The sequence below is a fragment of the Polyangiaceae bacterium genome, assembly GCA_015075635.1.
GTDB lineage: Bacteria > Myxococcota_A > Polyangia > Polyangiales > Polyangiaceae > JADJKB01.
In genome coordinates this window covers 577468-597904 of record JABTUA010000002.1, presented here as the reverse complement: position 1 = coordinate 597904, position 20437 = coordinate 577468, and the positions used below count along the sequence as shown (strand labels likewise).

The window sequence follows — 20437 nt, the reverse complement described above, 5'->3', positions numbered from 1 at the left end:
GAGCGGTCAGAGCTTGAAGTCCGTCACCAGTGGCGGATTGTCCTTCGCGTCCGCGCCTTTCTTCAGCAGCACGAAGTCGCCGGCCCGCTTGACGACACCATAGCGGTTGGACTTCACCGCCTCCGTGAAGAGCTTGCGCGTTTCCTCGAAGTCGAGCTCGTTCTTCGCCGCCAGGATGTAGTCCGCGTCGTAGATGCCACGCCGCATCGCATACATGTGCGTGCGAGACGAGACGTGGGGCCCCACGTTTTCCGTGGCGACGACGGAGGCGTCCTTCGGCAGCTCGGCGATTACGCTCTGCAAGTCTGCGTAGCGCTTGCGCTCGGCGTCGCTGAACGTGAACTCGATGTGGAAGTAGCCGCCGCGCACGCTGTCCGGTCGGCGCGCGAAGGCCCCGAAATTGTAGCTGAGCGCCGCGCTCGCGAGCCCCATGGCCACGAGCGCAGCGCGCGCGCGAATTGGCCCGTCGCTCCCAGTCTTGGCGATGGCGGCTAGCGCCAGCGGGACGGCCAGAAACAGGTAGGGGATCCAGTGAGCGGTGTACTGGAACGAAAAGCCGAAGATCGGCTTGTAGTCGGTGACGAACAGGGTGAGCACCGTGCCCGGAATGAACGCGGCCCACAGGTACCAGCGCCGCGCCGGCAGGAGCACGATGGGCACGAGCAGGTGAAGGAGGTACTGGAGCTTCTCCTTCTCCAGCACTTCGTTCAACACGAAGAGCGGGTTCGAGAGGACGGTCTTGAGCACGCTGCCGTAGCCCTGCTCGCCGGGGGACCAGAGGCCTTTGTACATGCCCGGGAACCACCAGCTTCCGGCCCGGTCCATGATCGCGCGCAGGGTCAGGAACCACGAGACGGAGACCACCGCCATGATCGCGCCGGCGATGGGTCGGTGCCCGGTCAAGAGCAGCATCACGCCGCCCGTGGCCAACCCGATGGGGATGTCTTCGCGCATCAACGTGGCCGCGACGAAGGCCAGCGCGAACAGCACCCACTTCTTGCGCTCGGCAGCCCAGAACGTGGCGAGCACGAAGAAGATCGACAGCGACAGGTACTTCGACTCGACGAAGTTCGCGCAGTGGAGCGGGTAGTATGCCAGGTAGGAGAGGGCGATGAGCGACGCGGCCCAGTCCGAGACGTGCCGGCGTGCGAAGCCAAACAGCGGCAGCGCCCCCGCACCGAGCAGGAAACCCTGGATGACGATCAGCGTCTCGGGCTTCGGAAAGAGCGCATAGACCGGCAAGATGACGTATTGCCCGAGCTTGGCGTGAGCCGCCAGGTATTGCCCGGGGGCGTTGCCGTGGGTGACGGTGCTCTCCATGTGAGCGCCGTGCATCGCTCTGAAGATCAGGTTGTTGTCGATGGCCAGATCGAAGTTGTGCGTCCTGAGCTTGTAGTGCCAGCGCAGGTTGAAGAAGGCCATGAACGCGACGTATCCAGCCACGCCGACCAGCACGACCACCAGGGGCCCATGCTTGTGCCAGAAGGCCGGCGCCTTGTCCCGGATGCGCGCCCAGAGTCGCGTGAACGCCTCGGGGACGTGAGCGAGCGAGCGGGTCGTGAGCACTTCCGTGGCGAGTGCCAGGCTGAGGACGAGCGCCAGCAGAACGTCGTGCCGGTTCACCCAAGGCTTGGCGCGGAACACCTGCGGGATGAAGCCGAGCAGGATCAGTGGGGACAGGAGCCAGAGCGCCTTCTCGACGGCCTCGGCCGGCCAGCGCTTCACCCGCGCCACCACCAGCGCAGCCACGCCGAGCAGCGCGGCTGCGACGCCTGACCCGAGCGTCCACTTGATCAGGCTCATGCGCCGCGGCATTTCGAGCTCGTTGCCGGACAGGAAGGGCGAGACCCAGCCACCGCCGAAGGTGAAAATGACCCAGGTCGCGAGCGCGACACCAAGCAGTAGCGAGAGCGCGAGCACGCGGCTCGCACGCGTGAGCCCGGCAGCCAAGCGGACGCTCCTGGTCGGCTCTTCTTCTGGCGCGGCGCCCTCGGACGCGGGCCGATCAGTCGAGAGTTCCGGTTGACTCATTTCCCGGCGCTGTCATCGCGGTGAGCGTCCCGTTTGTCACGATTTCTACCCGCCGTAAACGGGCTGGCTCCGAAGGTACTCCGTCAGCCGCCGTCGGTGCAGGGGGTGAGGTCGCGACGCACCCAAACGTCGGACTGTCGGCCGTTTCGGCTCTTCACCGGAGCGATCGGGCAGTAGTCTCGCTTCAACCAATCGGTGAGCTCGGGAACGGTATGGATGCCGACGTTGCGCATCGAACCCGGAGAGTTGAGAACCACCGCAGGCCTGCTGACTTCGAGATCGTGCATCAGATCGCGGCGCGCGTTCCTGGCTTGACGCTCCGGCCGGATGTCGTTCCAAGCCGGTGGAACCGTCCCGGCAACGAGCGTGAGATAGGTGAACCGCGTGGCCGGGTGGCGCTTGCAAGTGACGTAGAAGTCCGCGTCGAAGCCCCAGACGAACAGGAAATCGTCCTTGCTGCCGTATTTGTCCAACAGATCGCAGATCGGCTCGGGCAACGCGGGCTTGCGCCTCTCGGACTTGAAGTCGTTCGCCACCTCCTTGACCCGCAATCGCGCCGCGTAGCCAATCCAGCTGGAAAGCGCCCCGCCGAGCAGGAGCGCGCCCGCGAAGCGCGCCCAGGGATGCCCCTGCGCACGGCCCATCGCCAGCGCCAGCTGCACACCGGCAGCCATGGCCATGAACGGGAAGACCATGATGAAGTAGGTTGGCCAGAAGCGCTGCGGGCTGGCCACGGCAGCGAACACCACCAGAACCAGTGCGGAGGTCGTGACCTCGAGTCCGGCTCTGGAGTATCCGCCGAGCAGATCGCGGAGCGAGCGCACCTCCGCCAGCGGTCGAGCCAGACCCCAGCTCGCGGCCAGTGCGATCGCGAAGAACGCCCAGTGCTGGCCACGCGCCCAGTTGTCGAAGTCGCTGCTGAACGGCACCTCGCGCATCGGCGCCATGTAGACTTCCCTGTTGTACGTATAGAACCAGTACCAGAACGTGCGCATGTGCCCGCCGATGACGTAGCGGCTGAGCACGATCACCACGACTCCGAGGATGCCGCCGACGAACGCGCCGAGCAGCCCGAGCCGTTGGCGGCGTGTGAACCCCTCCAACGACAGCGCCGCGCAGAACAACCACGCGAACAGGGGAACTGCGGCAGGAAACGCGGTCTGTTTGGTGAAACCGGCCATCGCCGCCGCGATGCCGGAGAGGGCTACCAGAAGCACGCGATTGCGGAAGCGTGTCGCGCGGATCAGGCCCCACGCCAGGAAGAACAACGCCAGCATGCCGAGTGCCGCCGCGATGGACTCGCCCGTCACGCCGAAGGCGCTGTCGGTGTCGTGGGCGATGAGCCCCAGGTACACCCAAAGCAGGGCTCCGACGGCGCCGGCGAGCGGCAGCCGGGCCACGAAGCCCGTTCCGAGCATCGCGATCAGTGTGACCAGAGAAGCCGCGAACATCAGGCTGCGCGGGCCGATCCAGTTGAAGCGTCCGGTGAGCTTCTGCGCTACGGCGACGAGCCAGTAGAGCACCGGCCCGCGGTGACTGCAGCCGTCGACATAGGGCAGCCAGTTGCCGTCGATGATGCGCTCGGCCAGCGCCACGGTGTAGCCGTCGTCGAAGCCGACGTAGCTCGCGTTCTGAAGGAAGAACCAGTGCAGGTTGACGACGATGAACAGCGCCGGGCTCGCGACCAGCACGGCGGCGATGACAGGGAGCCAGGCGTGCAACTTCACGGGCGACGGAGTATCGGCAAACTGTGGAGGTCAGTCCATGTGATTCCACAGACCACTTACGGGTACGCCGGCCCACGGCGCGCGCCGCCGCTGCTGAATTGATTGGCACAAACCGCACGCCGAATGCGAACATCCGCGGCGCGGCACGGAAGATCGGCACCTGGCAGGAGCATGCGAAAGCCCACCCGCGCACTACTAGTCCCGCTTGTTGCGCTCGGCATGACAGTCGTGGCCGTGGTGGTGGTTGCCAGCGTGCACTGGTTCTACGTTCGCAAGCCCAACATCGTCGCGGTCGATGACGGTTACACCGTGGCGCTGGCGGAGCGATTGATCGACCGACGTTGGTTGCCTTATGTCGACGGCTGCAGTCACCGTGGGCCGGTGCTGTACTGGACGGCGGCGCTCGGCCAGGCTCTCTTCGGCCGCTACAGCTGGGCGAGCGCACGCTGGCTCATGATGCTCATTTCTCTGGTCACGGTGGGCGGGCTCACCGGCGCCGGCTTCGCGGCGCGCCTGCCGCTCGCGGGTGGGATCGCGAGCCTGATGTTCGCGTTCCTGGCGCTGGTCGGTCATCCGACGGCGGATGGAGCGGCGGTGCTCGGCGAGAACGTCGCGTCCGCGTTTGGTGCCGTCGCTCTCTGCTTCTGTGCCTGGGCGGTGAATTCTCGAGCATCCCTGCGGGTTCGGCTGGCGCTCTTCGGGCTGTCCGGAGCGTCGATCGCGCTCGCCGGCCTCACCAAGCAGACGGCGTTGCCGCTCGCGTTGCCTCTCTTCGTCTGGAGCGTTGCGCATGCGCTTTCGATGGGAGGCGCAGCCCGACGTGAGCGCTGGCTGGTGTCTGCGGCGTTCCTGGCGGGCTGCGTGCTGCCGTGCCTGGTCGTATTGGCGCGCTACGCCATCGCGCGCGAGCTCGGCACGTTCTGGTACTGGTTCTACACTTACAACGCCGAAGTCTACGCGAAGGTGAGCCCCGACACGCCGTACAGGAAGGGTTTCGACATTTGGATGCGCGAGCATACGTGGATGGTGGCGCTCACCATGCTGATCGCAGCTTGGGGGATCGTGCGTCCCCTCACATCCAGCGCGTCGCTTCGGGATTTCCCGCGAGCTCACGCGGCGGCTGGCCTGGAGGCGTCGGTCGCATGGATGGCGCTTTTTTCCATCGTGCCGATGGTGTTGGCCAAACGCTTCTGGCCGTCCTACGAGCTCTTGCCCTTTCCGTACGTAGCGATGGGCGCCGGGGTCTTGCTCGCGCGTTCGGTGAGCCTGAGCGCGGAGGGCTCCGACTTCTGGCCTCGATTCAGCGGTGTCGTGTTGCTCGGCAGCCTGCTCTCGGGGTGGGTCGGGTACTCCGCCAGCTCGAAGCTGAAGGACTTGGTCGAGCGCCGCAAAGCGGGCGGCTACCAACCGGCGCTTCCAGAACCGCTCTGCGATCTGATGGACAAGCACAGCAAGCCGGGAGAACCGCTGTTCGTCTGGGGATTCGACGGAGACATCTACGTCACGTGCCATCGGGCCCCTGCCACCCGCTTCACGTACCTCACGCTGGTGGCCGGTACGGTGCCGCCAGCCTGGAGCGATCCGAGGCCTGAATGGGTAGCGCGTGATTCCCGTCGTCAGTTGCTGGAAGACCTGCGACTGACGACGCCCCCGGTCGTGCTCGACATGCCCGGGAAGATGGGCAACGTATCACTGTCGGTGGTTCCAGAGCTCACGGCCTACTTGAAGGCGAACTACTGTGAGCAGCCGAGTACGGCCGCGAAGGACGGTCGCAAAGCCGCGGTCTGGGTGCGCAGAGATCGATGTCCAGCAAAGTAGGCATGCGGCCAGCGAGATCGAACATGCGCGGAGCGGCCCAATCATCGGGTAACGTCAGCCCCAACGTTCCTCGCCTGCCGCGAGGGCGTGCTCCGCGTCGTCGCGATGGCGACACCCGGTAGGCCGGTTTCCTCCGGGTCGAGCGCTACACTTCACGACTGGCCCGCGCCCGAATCGCGAAGCCGCGCCTGCTCGCGCTGTGCTTGAGTGTCCGCACGGCGCAAGCTACCGTGGCGCCCGCGATGGGCGGCGGGTCAGGCGAGTACCTCGCGCGGCGGCTGTTCTTCACGCTGGAGACAAGCGGGGCCGGTGTCGCGCTCGCGGACCAGATTCGTACACTCGAGGACACGCCTCCCGGCGGGGTTCGAGTCTCGTTCGCGGCCAGCGACCCGGGCCCAGGCGTGGACGCCGACGGCGTGATTCTGGTGGACGGAGCGGACGGGACGTGGGCCGTGGAGCGCGCTCGCGGGTTGCACGAGGCGGGGTTCCATGGGCTGGTCGTCGCGGTGTCGCCTGTGGTCAAACGGGACGTTCTTGTCGCGGGATTTGCGGCAGGGGTCCACCTTTGGGAGTCGCCGCCGATCGACGCGGAGGTCTTCGCCGCCAACCTGCATCGCTAGTCCGGCGCATTTTGGGGGACGACGCAGAGCTCGAGCTCCCGGTAGTCTTGAATCGGCCGAAGAGAGACTTGGTGCTCGACCATCGAAGCGTCAAGCTCGGCCCGCGAGGCTTCGCCTGCTTCTCCCACCTGCTCGAAAGGCGAGGTCGCTGGGTGAAGGCCGAGGAGATCATGCGGGCTGTCTTCCACACGCACCATGCGGTGAACTCCGCGGTCGTGCGGGTCCTCATTGCGCGGATGCGAGAGACTCTCGGCGACCTGGCCTGGGTCCTCGAGGGCAGGGAGGGATTCGGCTATCGCGTCGTCCTTCGCCGCGACTCGACGCCAGGTCGGCTGCGCTTGCCGCATGCTCGCTACCACGCGCGGAAGAGGAGCTTGGAGTGAGGTGGGCGTAACGCAGACGCAAGTCGCGTGCCCCCGACTGGCGGGCTAGCGTGCCCTCCCGCGCAGCGTCGTAGAATTGGTTGTACTGATGCGGCGTCAGCGACCTGTCGCAGAGCTTCGCGGCCCTCTGGCACTCCGTCCACGGTGTCTGCAGGGTCACACCGATCGGCGTCTGACTGCAGGACCCCCGTCTGCCGATGGCCTTGGAGAGCCCCGCCTCGAACACGGCGTCGGTGACCTTTCGCGAGCGACATCCCGGCTGAGCATGTTGTTCGCGGGCGGTGTCGCCGGAATCAGCTCCCAAGTCCGACCTTGATCGCGGGTCCATTGAGATGAGCCATGGGCTTGTCCTTCTTGGTTCGTAAGTACTCTCCGCGCCCCGTCTTGACCTGAGCGCCGAGCTCAGCGGGGCATCTGCCAGGGCAGGAGCACTTCGCCGCGGTCGGCGGCCCTGATCGCCTCGAGCAGGTACGCGGCTGGATTGATGCCGTGGAGCTTCGCCGTCTCGATCAGCGAGTAGAAGGTCGCGGCGACCTGGGTGCCGCGTTCGGACTTCGACCCGAAGTGGTTGCGACGTCCGACGACGGGGCCACGGATCCCGCGCTCCGTCGCGTTGTTGTCGAGGGGGATCCGGGCGTCGTCAACGAAGCGCGTCAGGCGCTCCCAGTTCGCGATCACGTACGCTGCCGCCTTGCCGATGCTCAGCGTCTTGAGCACGGCCTGGCTCCAGAGCCACGTCTTCATCTGGTCGAGCACCGCTCGGGATTCCGTGCGACGCAGCTCGGCTTTCGCGCCGAGATCGTCGCCGGCACGATCGTCAACTTCGTAGAGCTGGCCGATCCACTTCATCGCCAGATGCGCTTCAGGATGATCGGGGGCCGCCTCCTCGAATTTTCGGTAGGCATGCGCCCAGCATCCCGCGAGGTGGATGTGCTCGCTCTCACGTGCGCCTGCCTCGTGGGTCTGCGCTGCGTCGCAGACGATGACTCCGCGGTAGGCACCGACGAGCTCGGTGAACGTGTCCTTGCCCTTGTCCTTGCGAATGCGATGGACGACCGCTCTCGGAGTCGTCACGCACCACATCTGCCAGGGCTTCTTGGTCTTGTCGTCGAGTCGCTTCCAGCTCGTCTGGTCGAGTCCGATCACGGATTCGACGAGCGCGTCTTGGAACAGCGCGGCGTCTGCCGCCCGGAGCGGGCGTGTCAGATTTTCTGTGTAACTTGACGGACCATCAGCAGCCGGTTTCGGGTTGACGGTTCAGGCGGACGGCAGGCGTCCTTCGAAGAAGATGGCGAATTGACCGAGGGCCTTGTTCCACTCGCGAGCGGAGCGGTTCCAGCGCTTCTCGAGGTTGCGCAGGCCCAGGAACAGGAGCTTGATCGCGGCCTCGTCCGAGGGGAAGTGGCCGCGGTGGAAGACCAGCTTCCGCAGGCTCGAGTTGAGGGACTCGATGGCGTTGGTCGTGTAGATGATGCGACGGATTTCCGGCGGGAAGTCCAGGAACGGCACGACGCCGCGACGTCCTCCATCACCGCATCGGTGACCCGGCTGATCAGGTCCGGAGAGACCTCGACGCCGTACATCTCCTGGAGGTGCCCCTTGATGTCCCGGACGCTCATGCCGCGGGCGTAGAGGGCCAGGATGCGGTCGTCGAAGCCGGTCAGCCGGCGCTCCCGCGTGCGGACCAGCTGGGGCTCGAAGCTCCCCTCGCGGTCCCGGGGAACGTCCACCGTGACCTCCCCCTGGTCGGTGAACAGCGTCTTGCTCGTGTAGCCGTTCCGGCCGTTGCTGGCCCCCTCCGGCCGAGCCTGACCGGCGTCGTACCCGAGGTGGGAGGTGAGCTCGGCCTGAAGCGCTTTCTCCACCAGCCGGGCCGTGAGCTGCCGGAGAAGACCCCCTTCGCCGAGCAGGTCGTCCGGGTTCTTTACCGACTTCATCAGCTCGTCGAGAATCTCGTTCTTGATCGCAGGTCCGTTGAGATGAGCCATGGGCTTGTCCTTCTTGGTTCGGAAGGGCTACCTCAGGCCGTCAAGAAACACAGATTTTCGGACGCTCCCCCCAGCGGCCGCCATTAGACGACTCGCCGGCGTTGGCGTCAACATCGAGCGCGACCAACTTTCAGGAACCGCCGAACATCATCGAAGAGCGCGTACCGAGCGTACGTGCTCCCCGCGCCGACCGTCGTGACAGGCGCCGGCGCTGGTGCTCGCGTCGTCGGCGAAAGGACGGTGCGAGATGGCAGGCGATTTCCGGGGTCCAAAGCGCGAGCTTTCGCGGCGTGAGCGCGGGCGCGGTCTTACCCCTTCGCGAACGCCGTGCCGCAGCGCCGAGAAATCGGCCGTCGCCTCCTGCTTTGTGGGCTCGAAGAGGTGCTGGTCGAGCTGGGTCAGTGTTCCAAGCTATCATCGCCCGCATGACGCGCCGTGCGATCGCGGGCTGGTTGGTATTCGGTTCCTTGGCTCTGACCTCCCCGGCCTCCGCCACCGGCGGCGACGGCTGGCCCGCCATGGCCCACGACGCGAAGCGCACTGCGCGCTCCGCCGGGGTCGGGGCCATCAGCGCCTCGCCGGCCGTGGCCTGGAAGCGGCCCGTGGGTGGCGCGCTCGCCGAAAGCCAGGTCGCTACGCACGACATCGACGGCGACGGCGCCAAAGACGTGGTGATGGTGTCCGCGGGCTCCATCGTGGCGCGGCGCGCGAACGACAGCCAGATCTGGAAGAGCGAGAACATCGGCGCGCGCAAGGTGATCGCCGTGGCGAACCTGGACGGCCAGGGGCCGCCGGAGGTGGTCGCGACGGGCGCGAGCCCGCTGGGTCTGTACGTGCTGAACGCGCAGACCGGCGCGACGCTCTGGTACAAGGCCACGGGCACCATCGCCATCGACGCGCTCGTGGTGCCGAACGGCACGGGCGGGCAACGCGTATTCCTGGCCGAGCAGCTCGGCACGCTCATCGGCTACTCGTTCACGACGCCGGTCGGCACGCAGATCTGGCAGAGCGTGACCTCGCCCTGGTCCGTGGACATGGCGGCCGGTGATCTGGACGGCGACGGCAAGCCCGAGCTCATCCGCGGTCACGACCGCGGCTTCGTCGCCTACGACGCCGCCACCGGCGCGGTGCGCTGCGAGCAGTCGAACCTGGTGACCGGCACGATCGCCCCGACGTATTTCCCCGCGTTCTCCAGCCTGGACGTGGACGGTGACAATCGGGCGGAGGTGGTGCTGTACGACTACAGCTACTACTACAGCGAAGACGCCGGCGTATTCGTGGTGTCGTGCAACGGCGCGGGCAGCGTGCTGACGCCCGCGCTGCGCTGGAAGGACCAGTACGTCACGGACGTGACGAGCGGCCCCGGCAACGACGTGGAGGTGAAGCAGGTCCGCTACCTGGGGGACGCGGTGGCGAACCTGGACGGCGCGGGCGCGCTCGAGATCGTCTACTCGGTTTGGGACGCGGTGAGCGGCACCTGGACCACGCACGTGAGGAACGCCGCCACCGGCGCTCTGCTGGCCAGCAAGGCGGGCGAGGTGCTCGAGGGCGTGGCCGACGTGGACGGGGACGGGAAGCCGGACGTGCTGATGCGGGAGGCCAACGGCGTCGGCAGCTTCCCGAAGCCGTTCTTCAGCAAGCTCAAGGGCTACACGTTCACGGGCTCGGCGCTCGCGGACAAGGGCTGGTTCTTGGACGGCGCCCGGGCGGCGACGGTCAGCGCGCGGCGCTACGCCCTGGTGACCGGCGGGGCGGGCCAGGTACTGGCGCGGCAGAACGTGAACGGCGCGGGCGACGCGGCGGCGGAGGCCTACGTGTTCCAGAAGGCCGCGGCGGCGTCCATCACCGACGCGCGCCCGGGTGCGCTCCTGGCGGTGCACGGCTCCGACGGGCTCATCCTGTACAAGTACGCCTTCCCGGACGGGATCACCGGCGCGGTGCACCTGCTCGATCAGAACATCAGCGCGAGTGCGGCTCCGGCCCAGTCGCTGGTGATGCTCACCGACGGTGGCCTGCGCGTGCTCGACAACCAGCTCTTGCAGAAGAACGAGCTCCGGCCCGGCAACCATTCGAAGCTCGTCAGCGTGGCGAGCCTGGACGGCACGAACAACCGCATCTTCGCCGTGGAATCCAGTGACGCGCTGGTGGCGATCGACGGCACGCTGCTCGACACCAAGGGCGTGCCCGTCACCTCCTGGAAGATGGCGGACGCGGCGCAGCCGGAGGGGCGCGGCTACGTGAACGCGCCCGGCCTGGTCCAGCCCAAGGCGGCGGGCGGCGCGCGCCTGATCGTGCGCGGCCACTCGACCGCGAGCTACGAAGAGACTGCGCTCGTGGCGCTGGAGGCGAACGGCACGGAGGCCTGGAAGAAGGACATCGGCGCCGGGCGCTCGGTGGCGGGCTTCGACAACTTCGAGCTGCTCGACGATCTCGACGGCGACGGCACGCTCGACTTCTTCCTGACCGAGCTCGACCCGAAGAGCGAGCAGCAGCTCGTGATCAAGAAGGGCGCCGACGGCAGCAACCTGGTCACGCGCCCGGTGGGCGACCTGTTCCCGCCGAGCGGCGTGTACCTGCAAGGCCACGCCGCGGCCGACATCAACGGCGACGGCAAGCTCGACGTCGTCTCGGCGCTGCACGGCCAGTGGTTCGTCGGCATCGACGTGTCGAAGGCCGGCACCGGCGTGCCGGCGCAGGGCTTCGTGCAGCTCTTCCGCACCGCCAACGGCCCGAACGGGCAGGCGATGGTCGGGCAGCTGGACGCCGACACCGAGATCGACCTGGTGCGCACCGCGTCGCAGAACGCCTTCGGTGCCCTGGAGCGGCGCTCGCTCGCGGGCGCGGTGGAGGCGAGCTACACGCCGCCCACCGGCTCGGTCGCGGGCTCGGACGCGAACACCTCCGCGCTGATGCGCCGCCCGGGCGTGGCGGGCGCCGAAGACCTGGTCTGGTCCGGCATGGCGGGCAACGCCCTGGGCGGCGTCGCGCGCATCAACGGCGCGAGCATGACCGAGGTCTGGTTCGTGTACCTGGCGGCGGGTGCCGTGCACCCGAAGGCCTCGCCGCCGGCCAAGCGTGCGGCCGTGTATTCGCCCATCGCGGTCGATCTGGACGGCGACGGCGACGACGAGGTCGTGCTCGGCTCCGACGACGGCTACCTGTACGCCCTCAATGGTGCGGACGGTACGCTGGTCTGGTCGCTGCCCTTGGGCGCGCCCGTGGTGCACACCATCGCGGCGGATCTCGACAAGGACGACAAGATCGAGCTGCTCTGTGCGCTCGACGACGGCACCCTGGTCGCGCTCGACGCGACCGGCGCCTACGTAAACGACGTGCAGCCCGATCCTCCGGACGCGGGCACCGGCGGCGCGGGCGGCAGCGGTGGTGCAGGCGCGAGCGGTGGCAGCGCGGGCAGCGACGCCGGGGTGGGCGCGAGCGGCGGCGCGTCGAGCGGTGGCAGCGGTGGCGCCGGCACGGGTGGTAGCGCCAGCGGCGGCAAGGCGGGCAGCTCGGGCTCGGGCGACGACGGCGGTTGCGGCTGCCGCGCGGCGGGCTCGGGGAGCTCGGGCCTCTCGCTGATCGCCCTCGGGCTCTTGATCGGTCTCTTGCGGCGACGTCAGGGCAAAGCCCAGATCTCGTAGAACCCGCCGGGGCAGTAGCCGTCGCAGTTGGGCACGTCCACGACGTGCTGCCAGGGCGCGGACAGAGGCGGCGCACAGCCGAACAGCGCCTGGTGCCCCGCCTTCACGCACATGTTCTGGTACGAGGTGCCGCAGGCGGCGCCGGGCTGGCAGACGTCGTTCTTGGGCGCGTCGATCAGCCCGTTCATCAGCAGGTAGCCGAGCGGGCAGGCGCCGCACACCACCTGGATTACCGGGTCGCTGCCCGCGCCGCCGCTGCCGCCGCCGGTCGTGCCGCCGCTGCTGGGCGCGCCGCCGCTGCTGGTCGCGCCGCCGCTGCTGGTCGCGCCGCCGCTGCTGGTCGCGCCGCCACTGGTCGCGCCGCTGCTGCTGGTCGCGCCGCCGCTGCCGGTGTCGGCCCCGCCCTTCCCGCCCGTCGCAGCCGTCGGGCCCCCCGCCCCGGCGCCCCCGACTCCTGGCATCTCGTCCGGCCCCGCGTCGAGCTGGCTGACCGCACAACCCCCGAGGACAACTGGCAGGAGCACGCCCCAACCGGCGCGCAAAGCCCCGAAGACCGTCGCTGTTTCCATCGCTTCCTCCGTGCGGGCGAGCTCCTGCCCGCGTCCGGTATCGCTCCTCATGACGTCACGCATCAAATGACTCGTCCTGACTTCGCCTGACCCGATCCGGGCCGTGGGGCGTGGCCAACCCAGAAGAATGGGTGCAAACTCTGCGCATGCTCGACTTGCGGCGGGTCGCGTTGGCGGCCGTGGTGTTCGCGTTCGGTTGCTCCGCGGCGAGCAACGACGGCGGGGGCGAGGGCGGTAGCGGCGCAGGCAGCGCGGCCAGCGGCGGCGGCGGCAGCGGCGGCTTCGGCAACGGCGGTGGCAGCGGCGGGCTCATCAACACGGGCGCCACCGGTCAGGGCGGCGGCGGTGGCGTGGGCAACACCTGCGCCGGCGTGTCTCAGAAGGCCTCGGGCACGCTGCCAGTGGACGTGATCTGGGCCATCGACACCTCGTGCAGCATGTCCGAGGAGACCGCGGCCGTGAAGGCCAACATGAACAAGTTCTCTCAGCTCATCTCGAGCGTCGGCGTGGACGTACGCATCGTCGTGATCGCCGAGCAGTGGGCGCCCTCGCCGTTCCCGGGGATCATCCCCGAAGAGGGCATCTGCATCGACAAGCCACTCGGCTCCGGGCAGTGCCCGGCAGACACGAACTTCCCGCTCTACGCCCACGTGTACGAGACGGTGAACAGCACGGACGCGCTGATCAAATACATCGAGCAGTACCCGAACTACAAGAACATGCTGCGCCAGGAGTCGATCAAGATCTTCACGGTCGTGACCGACGACAACTCCTCGAAGCCAGCGGCGCAGTTCACCACCGAGCTGAACGCGCTCGACCCGGCGATGATCAAGCCGTCGCAGTGGAAGATGTACGGCATCTACTGCTACACGGACTGCCCCAGCGCTGCGACGCCGGGAACCGTGTACAAGGAGCTGGTGCAGCAGACCGGCGGCGTGTCCAGCGACATGTGCCTCCAGAACTTCGATCCGGTCTTCAACCAGCTGGCGCAGGGTGTGGTGGGCGCCGCCAAGCTCGACTGCGCGTGGGGCATTCCGACGCCGCAGTCCGGCGAGACCCTGAACCCGGCCAAGGTCAACGTGCTCTTCAACGGCGCGCCCATCGGCAAGGTCGGCTCCGCGGCGGAGTGCGGCCCGAACGGCGGCTGGTACTACGACAACGACCAGAACCCGAGCAAGGTCGAGGTCTGCCCGGGCACCTGCCAGAGCATCCAGTCGGATCCCAACGGCTCCATCGAGATCCAGTTCGGCTGCGACACCATCTACGTGCCGAAGTGAGGCGGGCGCGCGCCGAGCGTCTCAGTGCTGCGAGACGCAGCCCAGGCAAGGCGGGTCCTTGCCGGCGGGGCAGGCGACGTCGTTGCAGACGCCGAGCACACCGTCGGCCAGCTTGCACTGCTCGCCGCGCTTGGTGCAGGTCGCGGGCGGGCCGGCCTTGCTGCCGGACGTCGAATCCGGGCAGCCGGCCGTAGCGAGCGCGACGAGCGCGATCAGGAAGCGACGCACGACGGGCACTCGGGAGGAAGATACCAGACGCGAGGTGAGCCGACCACGTGCGCGCCGGGCACGGGTGTTAGGCTCGGGCCTCCGTGAAGCCTGATCCCCGCCTCGAGCACGCCGAGCCGCCGCGCCAGGCGGTGATCGAGGCGGCGCCGTTCGCGCGGCGAAAGCAGCGCGGCAAGCCTCACCACGAGCCCGTGGCCGACGAGCTGCTCGACGACCTGCACCTCGCCATCGGTCAGGGGCTCGCGCTGATCGGCCTGGACGAGGACGCGCCGCCGGCGGCGATCGTCGATGCGCTGGCCACTCACACCGACACGGCGAAGGAGCCGAGCGCGCAGGAGGTGCTGGCGCTGGCGTGCCTCTACGGTCAGACCCTCGCGCGCGCTTTTGGCTGGGGCTGGGCACACGTCCGCTGCACGCGACGCCCGGGCATTCTGTTGGTCTCGCCCGGGGAGCGCTACGCGACCGGGCCGCGCTCGGTGATCGAGCTCGGGCTCGCGCGCGGTGGCGACGAGATCCGGCAGCACTTCGCGCGCATCGGAGACGCTGGAGCTCTGCCTGCGTCCCAGCCGGGCCGCTACCTCTTGGTGCGCTGACTCCTGTTAGACTGGCCGCCGGTGTCTGGGCCCCAGCAGATCCAGAAGCGCTCGCTCTTGGTGCGGCAGCTCCGCGAGGAGCGCCGGACCCGCGATCGCGCCGGCCTGCACATCAACCTGTGGCTGAGCTTGGTCGCGGCGATTGCGCTGCAGCTCACCGTGGACAAGGACGCCAAGCACTGGCTCTTGACTCTCACGGTCGTGGTCAACGCCGTCGTCACGGCGATCGTCCTGGCGGCGACCCCGCGGGAAAAGCAGCTCGATCCTTGGTGGATCGTCGTCCTGGCGTTGCTCGCCACGGCTGCGACGTTGGCCGCGACCGTGCAGCTCGGGTTGCTCTCACCGGTGACGGCGTTGTTCCCGGTGATCATCTTCTACCACTCGCTCGACGACTCGCCCTTCATCGCGCGGGTCGCCTACGTGAGCGCTTCGCTCGGATACCTGGTTCTCGCCATCTTGAGCCTCGCCGGCGCACTGCCTCTCACCGAGTCGGTGATCGCCATCAGCAAGGAGAACCCACGCGCCATCGTCGGCTTCACGGTCATGCTGGAGGCCGTCTTCTTCGGAACCTACGTGATGGCGCGCCGCAACCGGCGGGCCACCCGCGCCGTGATGGATCGCCTCGAGCAGGCCAGTCGCCAGGTGCTGCAGGGTGACGCTTTGCTCACCGAGGCCCGCGCCGAGCTGCGTCGAGCGCTGACGGGCGCGAGGCTCGGGCGCTGGAGCGGCGAGCAGCTGTCGGGCTACGTGCTCGAGGAAGTCATCGGTCGTGGTGGCATGGCGGACGTGTACGCCGCGCGCCACCTGGAGGGTGGGCCCAGCGCGGCGGTGAAGGTGCTCCACTCGCACCACGTGGGTGATGCCGATCAGGTGGCGCGGTTCCTGCGCGAAGCGGCGGCGGCCGCGTCGCTGGTGTCCCCCCACGTGGTGCGCGTGCTGCACGCGGACAGGGCGCCCGACGGCACGCCCTATCTCGTCACCGAGCTGCTCCGGGGTCGCGATCTCGCGGCGATCCTCCGCGAGGAGAGCCGGCTCGACGTGCCCGCCACGGCCGACCTGCTCAGCCACGTCGGGCGCGGGCTCGAGGTGGCTCGCCAGGCGGGGATCGTGCACCGCGATCTCAAGCCCAACAACGTCTTCCGTGCCGAAGGCGAGGCCGGGCCGCCGCTGTGGAAGATCCTCGATTTCGGCGTGGCGTCGATCCTGAGCGAAGGCAGCGAGCTGACCCGGGGGCAGGCCGTCGGAACTCCCAGCTACATGTCGCCCGAGCAGGCGCGTGGAGAGGCCGTCGATCATCGGGCCGACGTCTTCGCCTTGGGCGCCATCGCGTATCGCGCGCTGACCGGACAGCCGGCGTTCACCGGCGGCGACCCGACCTCGACCCTCTACCGGGTGGTCCACGTGCAGCCCGTCCAGCCGTCGCTGCTCGCGGACGTATCGCCGGACCTGGACCGCGTGCTCGCGCTGGGCCTGGCGAAGGATCGCGAGCGACGCTTCGACTCGGCGGCGACGCTGGCTCGAGCGTTCCGCGACGCGCTGAATGGCGAGCTCTCGACGCCGCTGCGCCAGGCAGCGGATGCGCTGCTCGCGGCGGAGCCTTGGACGATTCCGAGCGCCGAGGTGGCCTCGGGGCTCACCCCTCGAAGACCTCGTCCGTGATCTCGAGCCCCTTGTCCACGATGGCGAAGCCCTCCATCAACTGCTCCTCCGTGATGGTGAGCGGCGGGTTGCAGGTGAAGCTCGACCAGCGCACGAAGGTGAAGAGGCCCTCCTGCTCGAAGAACTTGGCGAGCTTGCCCATGGCCGGGTGGCTGCCGTTGTAGGGCGCGATCAAGTCGCCACGGCTGTTCTTCTGCACGTCCATCATGCCGAACAGGCCGATCACGCGGCCTTCCTTCAGGCTCGGGTGCTTGGCGGTCAGCCGATCCATCTCGCGGCGCACGACCTTCTCCATGCGCGCGGCGTTCTCGACCAGGCCCTCGCCGACCATCACGTCGAGCACCGCTTCCGCCACGGCCAGGCAATACGGGTGCGAGTTGTAGGTGAGGCCGCCCCAGAACACGTTCTTGTGGAAGTAGTCCCGGATCTCGTCGGACACGCCCATGGCGCCGAGCGGCACGTAGCTGCTGGTCAGGCCCTTCGCCATGGTGACCATGTCCGGGACGATGTCGAAGTGCTCGAAGGCGTAGAGCTTGCCGGTGCGCCCCATGCCCGCCATCACCTCGTCGCAGATCATCAGGATGCCGTGCTTCTTCAGGAGCGCGCGCAGGCCCTGCATGTAGCCCTTGGGCGGGACGAGCACGCCGTTCGTGCCGGTGACCGTCTCCAGGATCATGGCCGCGATGGTGTGCGGCCCCTCGTACATGAGCACCTCCTCCACGTACTGGAGGTTGTTCGCGGTGATCTCCTCCTCCGTCTTGCCGAAGCTGTAGTAGTACGGCGTCGGGTCCATCACGCGCACCACGCCGGGCATGCCGGGCTCGTTGGCCCAGCGCCGCGGGTCGCCGGTGAGCTGCATCGTGGCATTGGTGCCGCCGTGGTACGCGCGGTAGCGCGTCAGGATCTTCTGCCGGCCGGTGAACTGCTTGGCGGCGCGGATGGCGTTCTCGTTCGCTTCGGCTCCGCCCAGCGTGTAGTAGAAGGTGTTGATGTTGCCGGGGGTGAGCTCCGCCAGGCGCTTGCTGTAGCGCGCGCGCACCTCGGTGGCGGTCTGCGGGTAGACGTAGATCAAGCCGTCGGCGGCCTTCTTCATCGCCGCGACCACCTTGGGGTGGCTGTGACCGATGAGCACGCTCATCAGCTGGCTGTTGAAGTCGAGGATGCGCTTGCCCTCGGGGGTGTACAGGTACACGCCCTCCGCTCGGGCGATGGGCAACGGGTTCACGGCGTCGGTGGCAGTCCAGGTGTAGAGCGTGTGGCGCTTGCAGAGGTCGATCATCTCCTGGGTGTCCATCGTCGCTACCTTTCGCTGAGCGGGGTCCGGATGATGCTACTATTGCCGGGAGCCGCAAATGGCGAACCCGGCGCGCCCCGTCCCGACTTACGCGGACCTCCTGGCCCTGCCGGAGGGCGTGCGCGCGGAGATCCTCGACGGGGTGATCCAGACCGCGCCCGCTCCGCGGCCTCGCCACAGCAAGCCGCAGGGCGCTCTCCGCCGTTTCGTCGGCGGTCCCTACGACGACGACGACGGTTTCGGGGGTCCCGGCGGCTGGTGGATCTTCGTCGAGGTGGACGTGCTGCTCGGAGCCCATGTGGTGCGGCCGGACCTCTCCGGCTGGCGGCGCGAGCGGCTGCCGGAGCCAGACGTGCGCCCCATCGGCGTCGTTCCGGATTGGGTGTGCGAGATCGTGAGCGCGTCGGACCAGGCTCGGGATCGCGTGACCAAGCGCCGCATCTACGCCGAGCACGGCGTGAAGCACTACTGGATCGTCGATCCGGACGCGCGCACGCTCGAGGCGCTGGCCCTGGTGGACGGCCGCTGGGTGGACGCCGGCTCCTTCGACGACACGGAGACGGCCCGCATCGCCCCCTTCGAGGCGGTCGAGGTGCCGATTGGCCGCCTGTTCTTGCCGCGCACGCAGGCCCCGGAGTGAGTCAGCTGTGACCAAAACCTGACGGCCGCGGTCGCCGCCCGGGGTTAGGTTGCTCCAGGATGACGGTCGCCGTTCTGGTCAATCTCCGGGCGCGCCACGGCTCGGAGGCCGTGGGACGGCGCATCCGGGAGATCTTGCCGAGGGCTCGCGTGGCCGTGACGCGCAGCCTGGAGGACGCGCGCGCCTGGGTCCGCGACGAGCTCACGCCGGCGCGACCCGAGGTGCTGCTCTCCGGTGGCGGCGACGGCACGGCAGTGGCGCTCCTGAACGAGCTCCGCGATCACGGCGTCACGGTACCCGCCTTCGGCCTGCTCCCCCTGGGCACGGGCAACGGTTGGGCACGCGCCACCGGAGAGGTCGGCAAGCGCGCCGCGTTTCGCGGCCTCTCCCGGCTGGCCGAGCACGGGACCCCGCCGCTCCGGCAGTTCGGTCTGGTCGAGACCGAAGGTCGCATCACGCCCTTCGCCGGCACCGGCTGGGACGCGGAAGTCCTGGCGGACTACAAGGCCATCCAGGCGAGCGTGCCCGGCGCGGTGCGGGGACTGAGCGCGCGGGGCGGCTACATGCAGAGCCTGTTCACGCGCACCATTCCGCGCCACCTGTTCGGGTATTCGCCGCCGCGCGTGCGCTTGGTGAACCTGGGCGAGCCCGCGTTCGGCGTGACGCCGGAAGGGCGCGCCGTGCCCATCCCCGGTGCGGGCCCGGGAGCCGTGCTGTACGAGGGCCCGATCAGCGTCGGCGGCGCGGCCACCACCGAAGAGCTGGGCCTCGGCTTCCGCGCCTTTCCGTTCGCGCACCTGGTGCCCGGGCGCATGAACGTGCGCATCTACGCCGCGTCCGCGCTGCACGCGACGGTGCGCATGCCCTGGCTCTGGCGCGGCGCCCATCCGCTCCCGGACGACCACCACTTCTTCGTCACGCGCTGCCGCTTCGAGTTCGATCGCCCGGTCCCCTTCGAGATCGGAGGCGACCTCGCGGGCGAGCGGACGGAGGTCGAGATGTCCTACCTGCCCGACGCCGTCCCCATGATCGACTGGCGGCGACTCAAGGGCACTGGCAGCTCTTGATCCAGGGGATGACCGAGGTCTTGCAGCGCGGGCGGCTGCCGTCGTTGCACTTGTAGTTGCACTCGCCGTCGAGCTTGCACACCGTCTGCTGCGAGTCTCGATCCTGGATGATGCTCAGGCAGGCGCTGCCGTAGCCCGACACCGTGCAGCGCTGCCCGGCCAGGCAGTCCGCGTGGCGCGCGCAGCGCACCTGATGCCAGGACTCGCACTTCGACGCGCAGCTCTGCGTGCTGCCGCAGCAGTACGGTGTGGAGCCGCTGCACGGCGAGTCGCCGCAGGGCAGATTGGGCACGGGCTTCTTGCAGTAGCCCTCGATGCACTGACTGCCAGGTAGGCGGCAGGTCGAGCTCTCGATGCAGCGCTCGCCGTAGTCGCAGGGCGTCGAGCCCCCGGCGGGCAGCTTCACGCACTCCCCGATGGTGCCGCCGGAGAACAGGAAGTTGTCGCAGCAGAGCTCGCCCTTCTTGCAGTCGATGCTCTCGTCGCAGCGATCGATGTGCGACATGCTGTAGCCGGTCTTCTCGAGGGCCGCCTTGTCGCAGATTTCCCACTGGGTCTTCAGGTAGCCGACCTTGCCTTGGGGCGCGTCGTCCGGAGAGCTCGGCAAGCACACACCGCGGTTGCTCGCGCCGCAGCAGGTCTCGCTCCCGGACCTGCACTTGCCATCGCCGCAGCGGAAATACTCCGCGGTCGAGCCGACGAGAGGCTCGGCCGGCGCGGCGTCGGGGGTTCTGTCGGCCGCGGCGTCGGCGGGGCCTGCATCGGGCAGGGTCTCCAGTAGCGGCGAAGCATCGACCGGCTCGGAGGGGGCGACGGGCTCGGGCTCGCGGCTCGGCGGCGTGGGGGTGGGGCAGGCCACCGCGAGCAGCGGGGTCAGGAGCAGCAGGGCTCGCTTCGACATC

Annotated in this window: 16 protein-coding genes and 1 pseudogene; 9 read left to right on the top strand and 8 right to left on the bottom strand. The window is 68.5% G+C overall.

Features of this window, described 5'->3' with window-relative positions; genetic code table 11:
* Window positions 1-6: 6 nt before the first annotated feature.
* Window positions 7-1950 carry a DUF2079 domain-containing protein gene (locus tag HS104_18930; protein MBE7482039.1) on the bottom strand — a complete coding sequence of 648 codons (1944 nt, stop codon included), beginning with the start codon at window positions 1948-1950 and terminating at the stop codon, window positions 7-9.
* 164 nt (window positions 1951-2114) lie between these two features.
* Entirely contained in the window at window positions 2115-3626 is a 1512-nt protein-coding gene (locus tag HS104_18925) for a hypothetical protein (protein MBE7482038.1), read from the bottom strand.
* 351 nt (window positions 3627-3977) lie between these two features.
* On the opposite strand from HS104_18925, the gene HS104_18920 reads away from it, so the two are divergent.
* The 3 genes from HS104_18920 (at window position 3978) to HS104_18910 (ending at window position 6579) form a co-directional block, all read left to right on the top strand.
* Entirely contained in the window at window positions 3978-5576 is a 1599-nt protein-coding gene (locus HS104_18920) for a hypothetical protein (GenBank protein MBE7482037.1), read from the top strand.
* 242 nt (window positions 5577-5818) lie between these two features.
* Window positions 5819-6196 (top strand): hypothetical protein, encoded by a 378-nt coding sequence (locus tag HS104_18915; GenBank protein ID MBE7482036.1) that lies wholly within the window; start codon window positions 5819-5821, stop codon window positions 6194-6196.
* A 71-nt stretch (window positions 6197-6267) separates the two neighbouring features.
* Window positions 6268-6579 carry a helix-turn-helix domain-containing protein gene (locus HS104_18910; protein MBE7482035.1) on the top strand — a complete coding sequence of 104 codons (312 nt, stop codon included), beginning with the start codon at window positions 6268-6270 and terminating at the stop codon, window positions 6577-6579.
* 402 nt (window positions 6580-6981) lie between these two features.
* On the opposite strand, the gene HS104_18905 is transcribed toward HS104_18910, so the two are convergent.
* Both HS104_18905 and HS104_18900 read right to left on the bottom strand, forming a co-directional pair.
* Window positions 6982-7785: an IS66 family transposase gene (locus tag HS104_18905; protein ID MBE7482034.1), complete on the bottom strand. Its 804-nt coding sequence runs from the start codon at window positions 7783-7785 to the stop codon at window positions 6982-6984.
* Window positions 7786-7836: 51 nt separating this feature from the next.
* A pseudogene (locus tag HS104_18900) lies at window positions 7837-8567 on the bottom strand (transposase).
* 425 nt (window positions 8568-8992) lie between these two features.
* On the opposite strand from HS104_18900, the gene HS104_18895 reads away from it, so the two are divergent.
* Complete coding sequence (locus HS104_18895) at window positions 8993-12208, top strand: VCBS repeat-containing protein (protein ID MBE7482033.1); 3216 nt, start codon at window positions 8993-8995, stop codon at window positions 12206-12208.
* Here the strand turns inward: HS104_18895 and HS104_18890 are convergent.
* Window positions 12184-12828 carry a hypothetical protein gene (locus tag HS104_18890; protein ID MBE7482032.1) on the bottom strand — a complete coding sequence of 215 codons (645 nt, stop codon included), beginning with the start codon at window positions 12826-12828 and terminating at the stop codon, window positions 12184-12186. The genes HS104_18895 and HS104_18890 overlap by 25 nt on opposite strands.
* 95 nt (window positions 12829-12923) lie before the next feature.
* Here HS104_18890 and HS104_18885 point away from each other — a divergent pair, with 95 nt between their 5' ends.
* On the top strand, window positions 12924-14054 hold the full coding sequence (locus HS104_18885; GenBank protein MBE7482031.1) for a hypothetical protein: 1131 nt from the start codon (window positions 12924-12926) through the stop codon (window positions 14052-14054).
* A 21-nt stretch (window positions 14055-14075) separates the two neighbouring features.
* Here HS104_18885 and HS104_18880 read toward each other — a convergent pair whose 3' ends face one another.
* The gene (locus HS104_18880; protein ID MBE7482030.1) at window positions 14076-14291 is read right to left on the bottom strand and encodes a hypothetical protein; all 216 of its coding nucleotides are present in this window, start codon (window positions 14289-14291) and stop codon (window positions 14076-14078) included.
* Window positions 14292-14365: 74 nt separating this feature from the next.
* Here HS104_18880 and HS104_18875 point away from each other — a divergent pair, with 74 nt between their 5' ends.
* Window positions 14366-14875, top strand: coding sequence for a hypothetical protein (locus HS104_18875; protein ID MBE7482029.1), 510 nt, complete (start codon window positions 14366-14368; stop codon window positions 14873-14875).
* A gap of 21 nt (window positions 14876-14896) precedes the next feature.
* On the top strand, window positions 14897-16534 hold the full coding sequence (locus tag HS104_18870) for a serine/threonine protein kinase (GenBank protein MBE7482028.1): 1638 nt from the start codon (window positions 14897-14899) through the stop codon (window positions 16532-16534).
* On the opposite strand, the gene HS104_18865 is transcribed toward HS104_18870, so the two are convergent.
* Window positions 16509-17828, bottom strand: coding sequence for an aminotransferase class III-fold pyridoxal phosphate-dependent enzyme (locus HS104_18865; GenBank protein ID MBE7482027.1), 1320 nt, complete (start codon window positions 17826-17828; stop codon window positions 16509-16511). The genes HS104_18870 and HS104_18865 overlap by 26 nt on opposite strands.
* Window positions 17829-17886: 58 nt before the next feature.
* On the opposite strand from HS104_18865, the gene HS104_18860 reads away from it, so the two are divergent.
* On the top strand, window positions 17887-18468 hold the full coding sequence (locus HS104_18860) for a Uma2 family endonuclease (GenBank protein ID MBE7482026.1): 582 nt from the start codon (window positions 17887-17889) through the stop codon (window positions 18466-18468).
* Window positions 18469-18527: 59 nt separating this feature from the next.
* On the top strand, window positions 18528-19535 hold the full coding sequence (locus tag HS104_18855; GenBank protein MBE7482025.1) for a diacylglycerol kinase: 1008 nt from the start codon (window positions 18528-18530) through the stop codon (window positions 19533-19535).
* On the opposite strand, the gene HS104_18850 is transcribed toward HS104_18855, so the two are convergent.
* Entirely contained in the window at window positions 19513-20436 is a 924-nt protein-coding gene (locus HS104_18850; protein MBE7482024.1) for a hypothetical protein, read from the bottom strand. The genes HS104_18855 and HS104_18850 overlap by 23 nt on opposite strands.
* Window position 20437 lies beyond the last annotated feature (1 nt).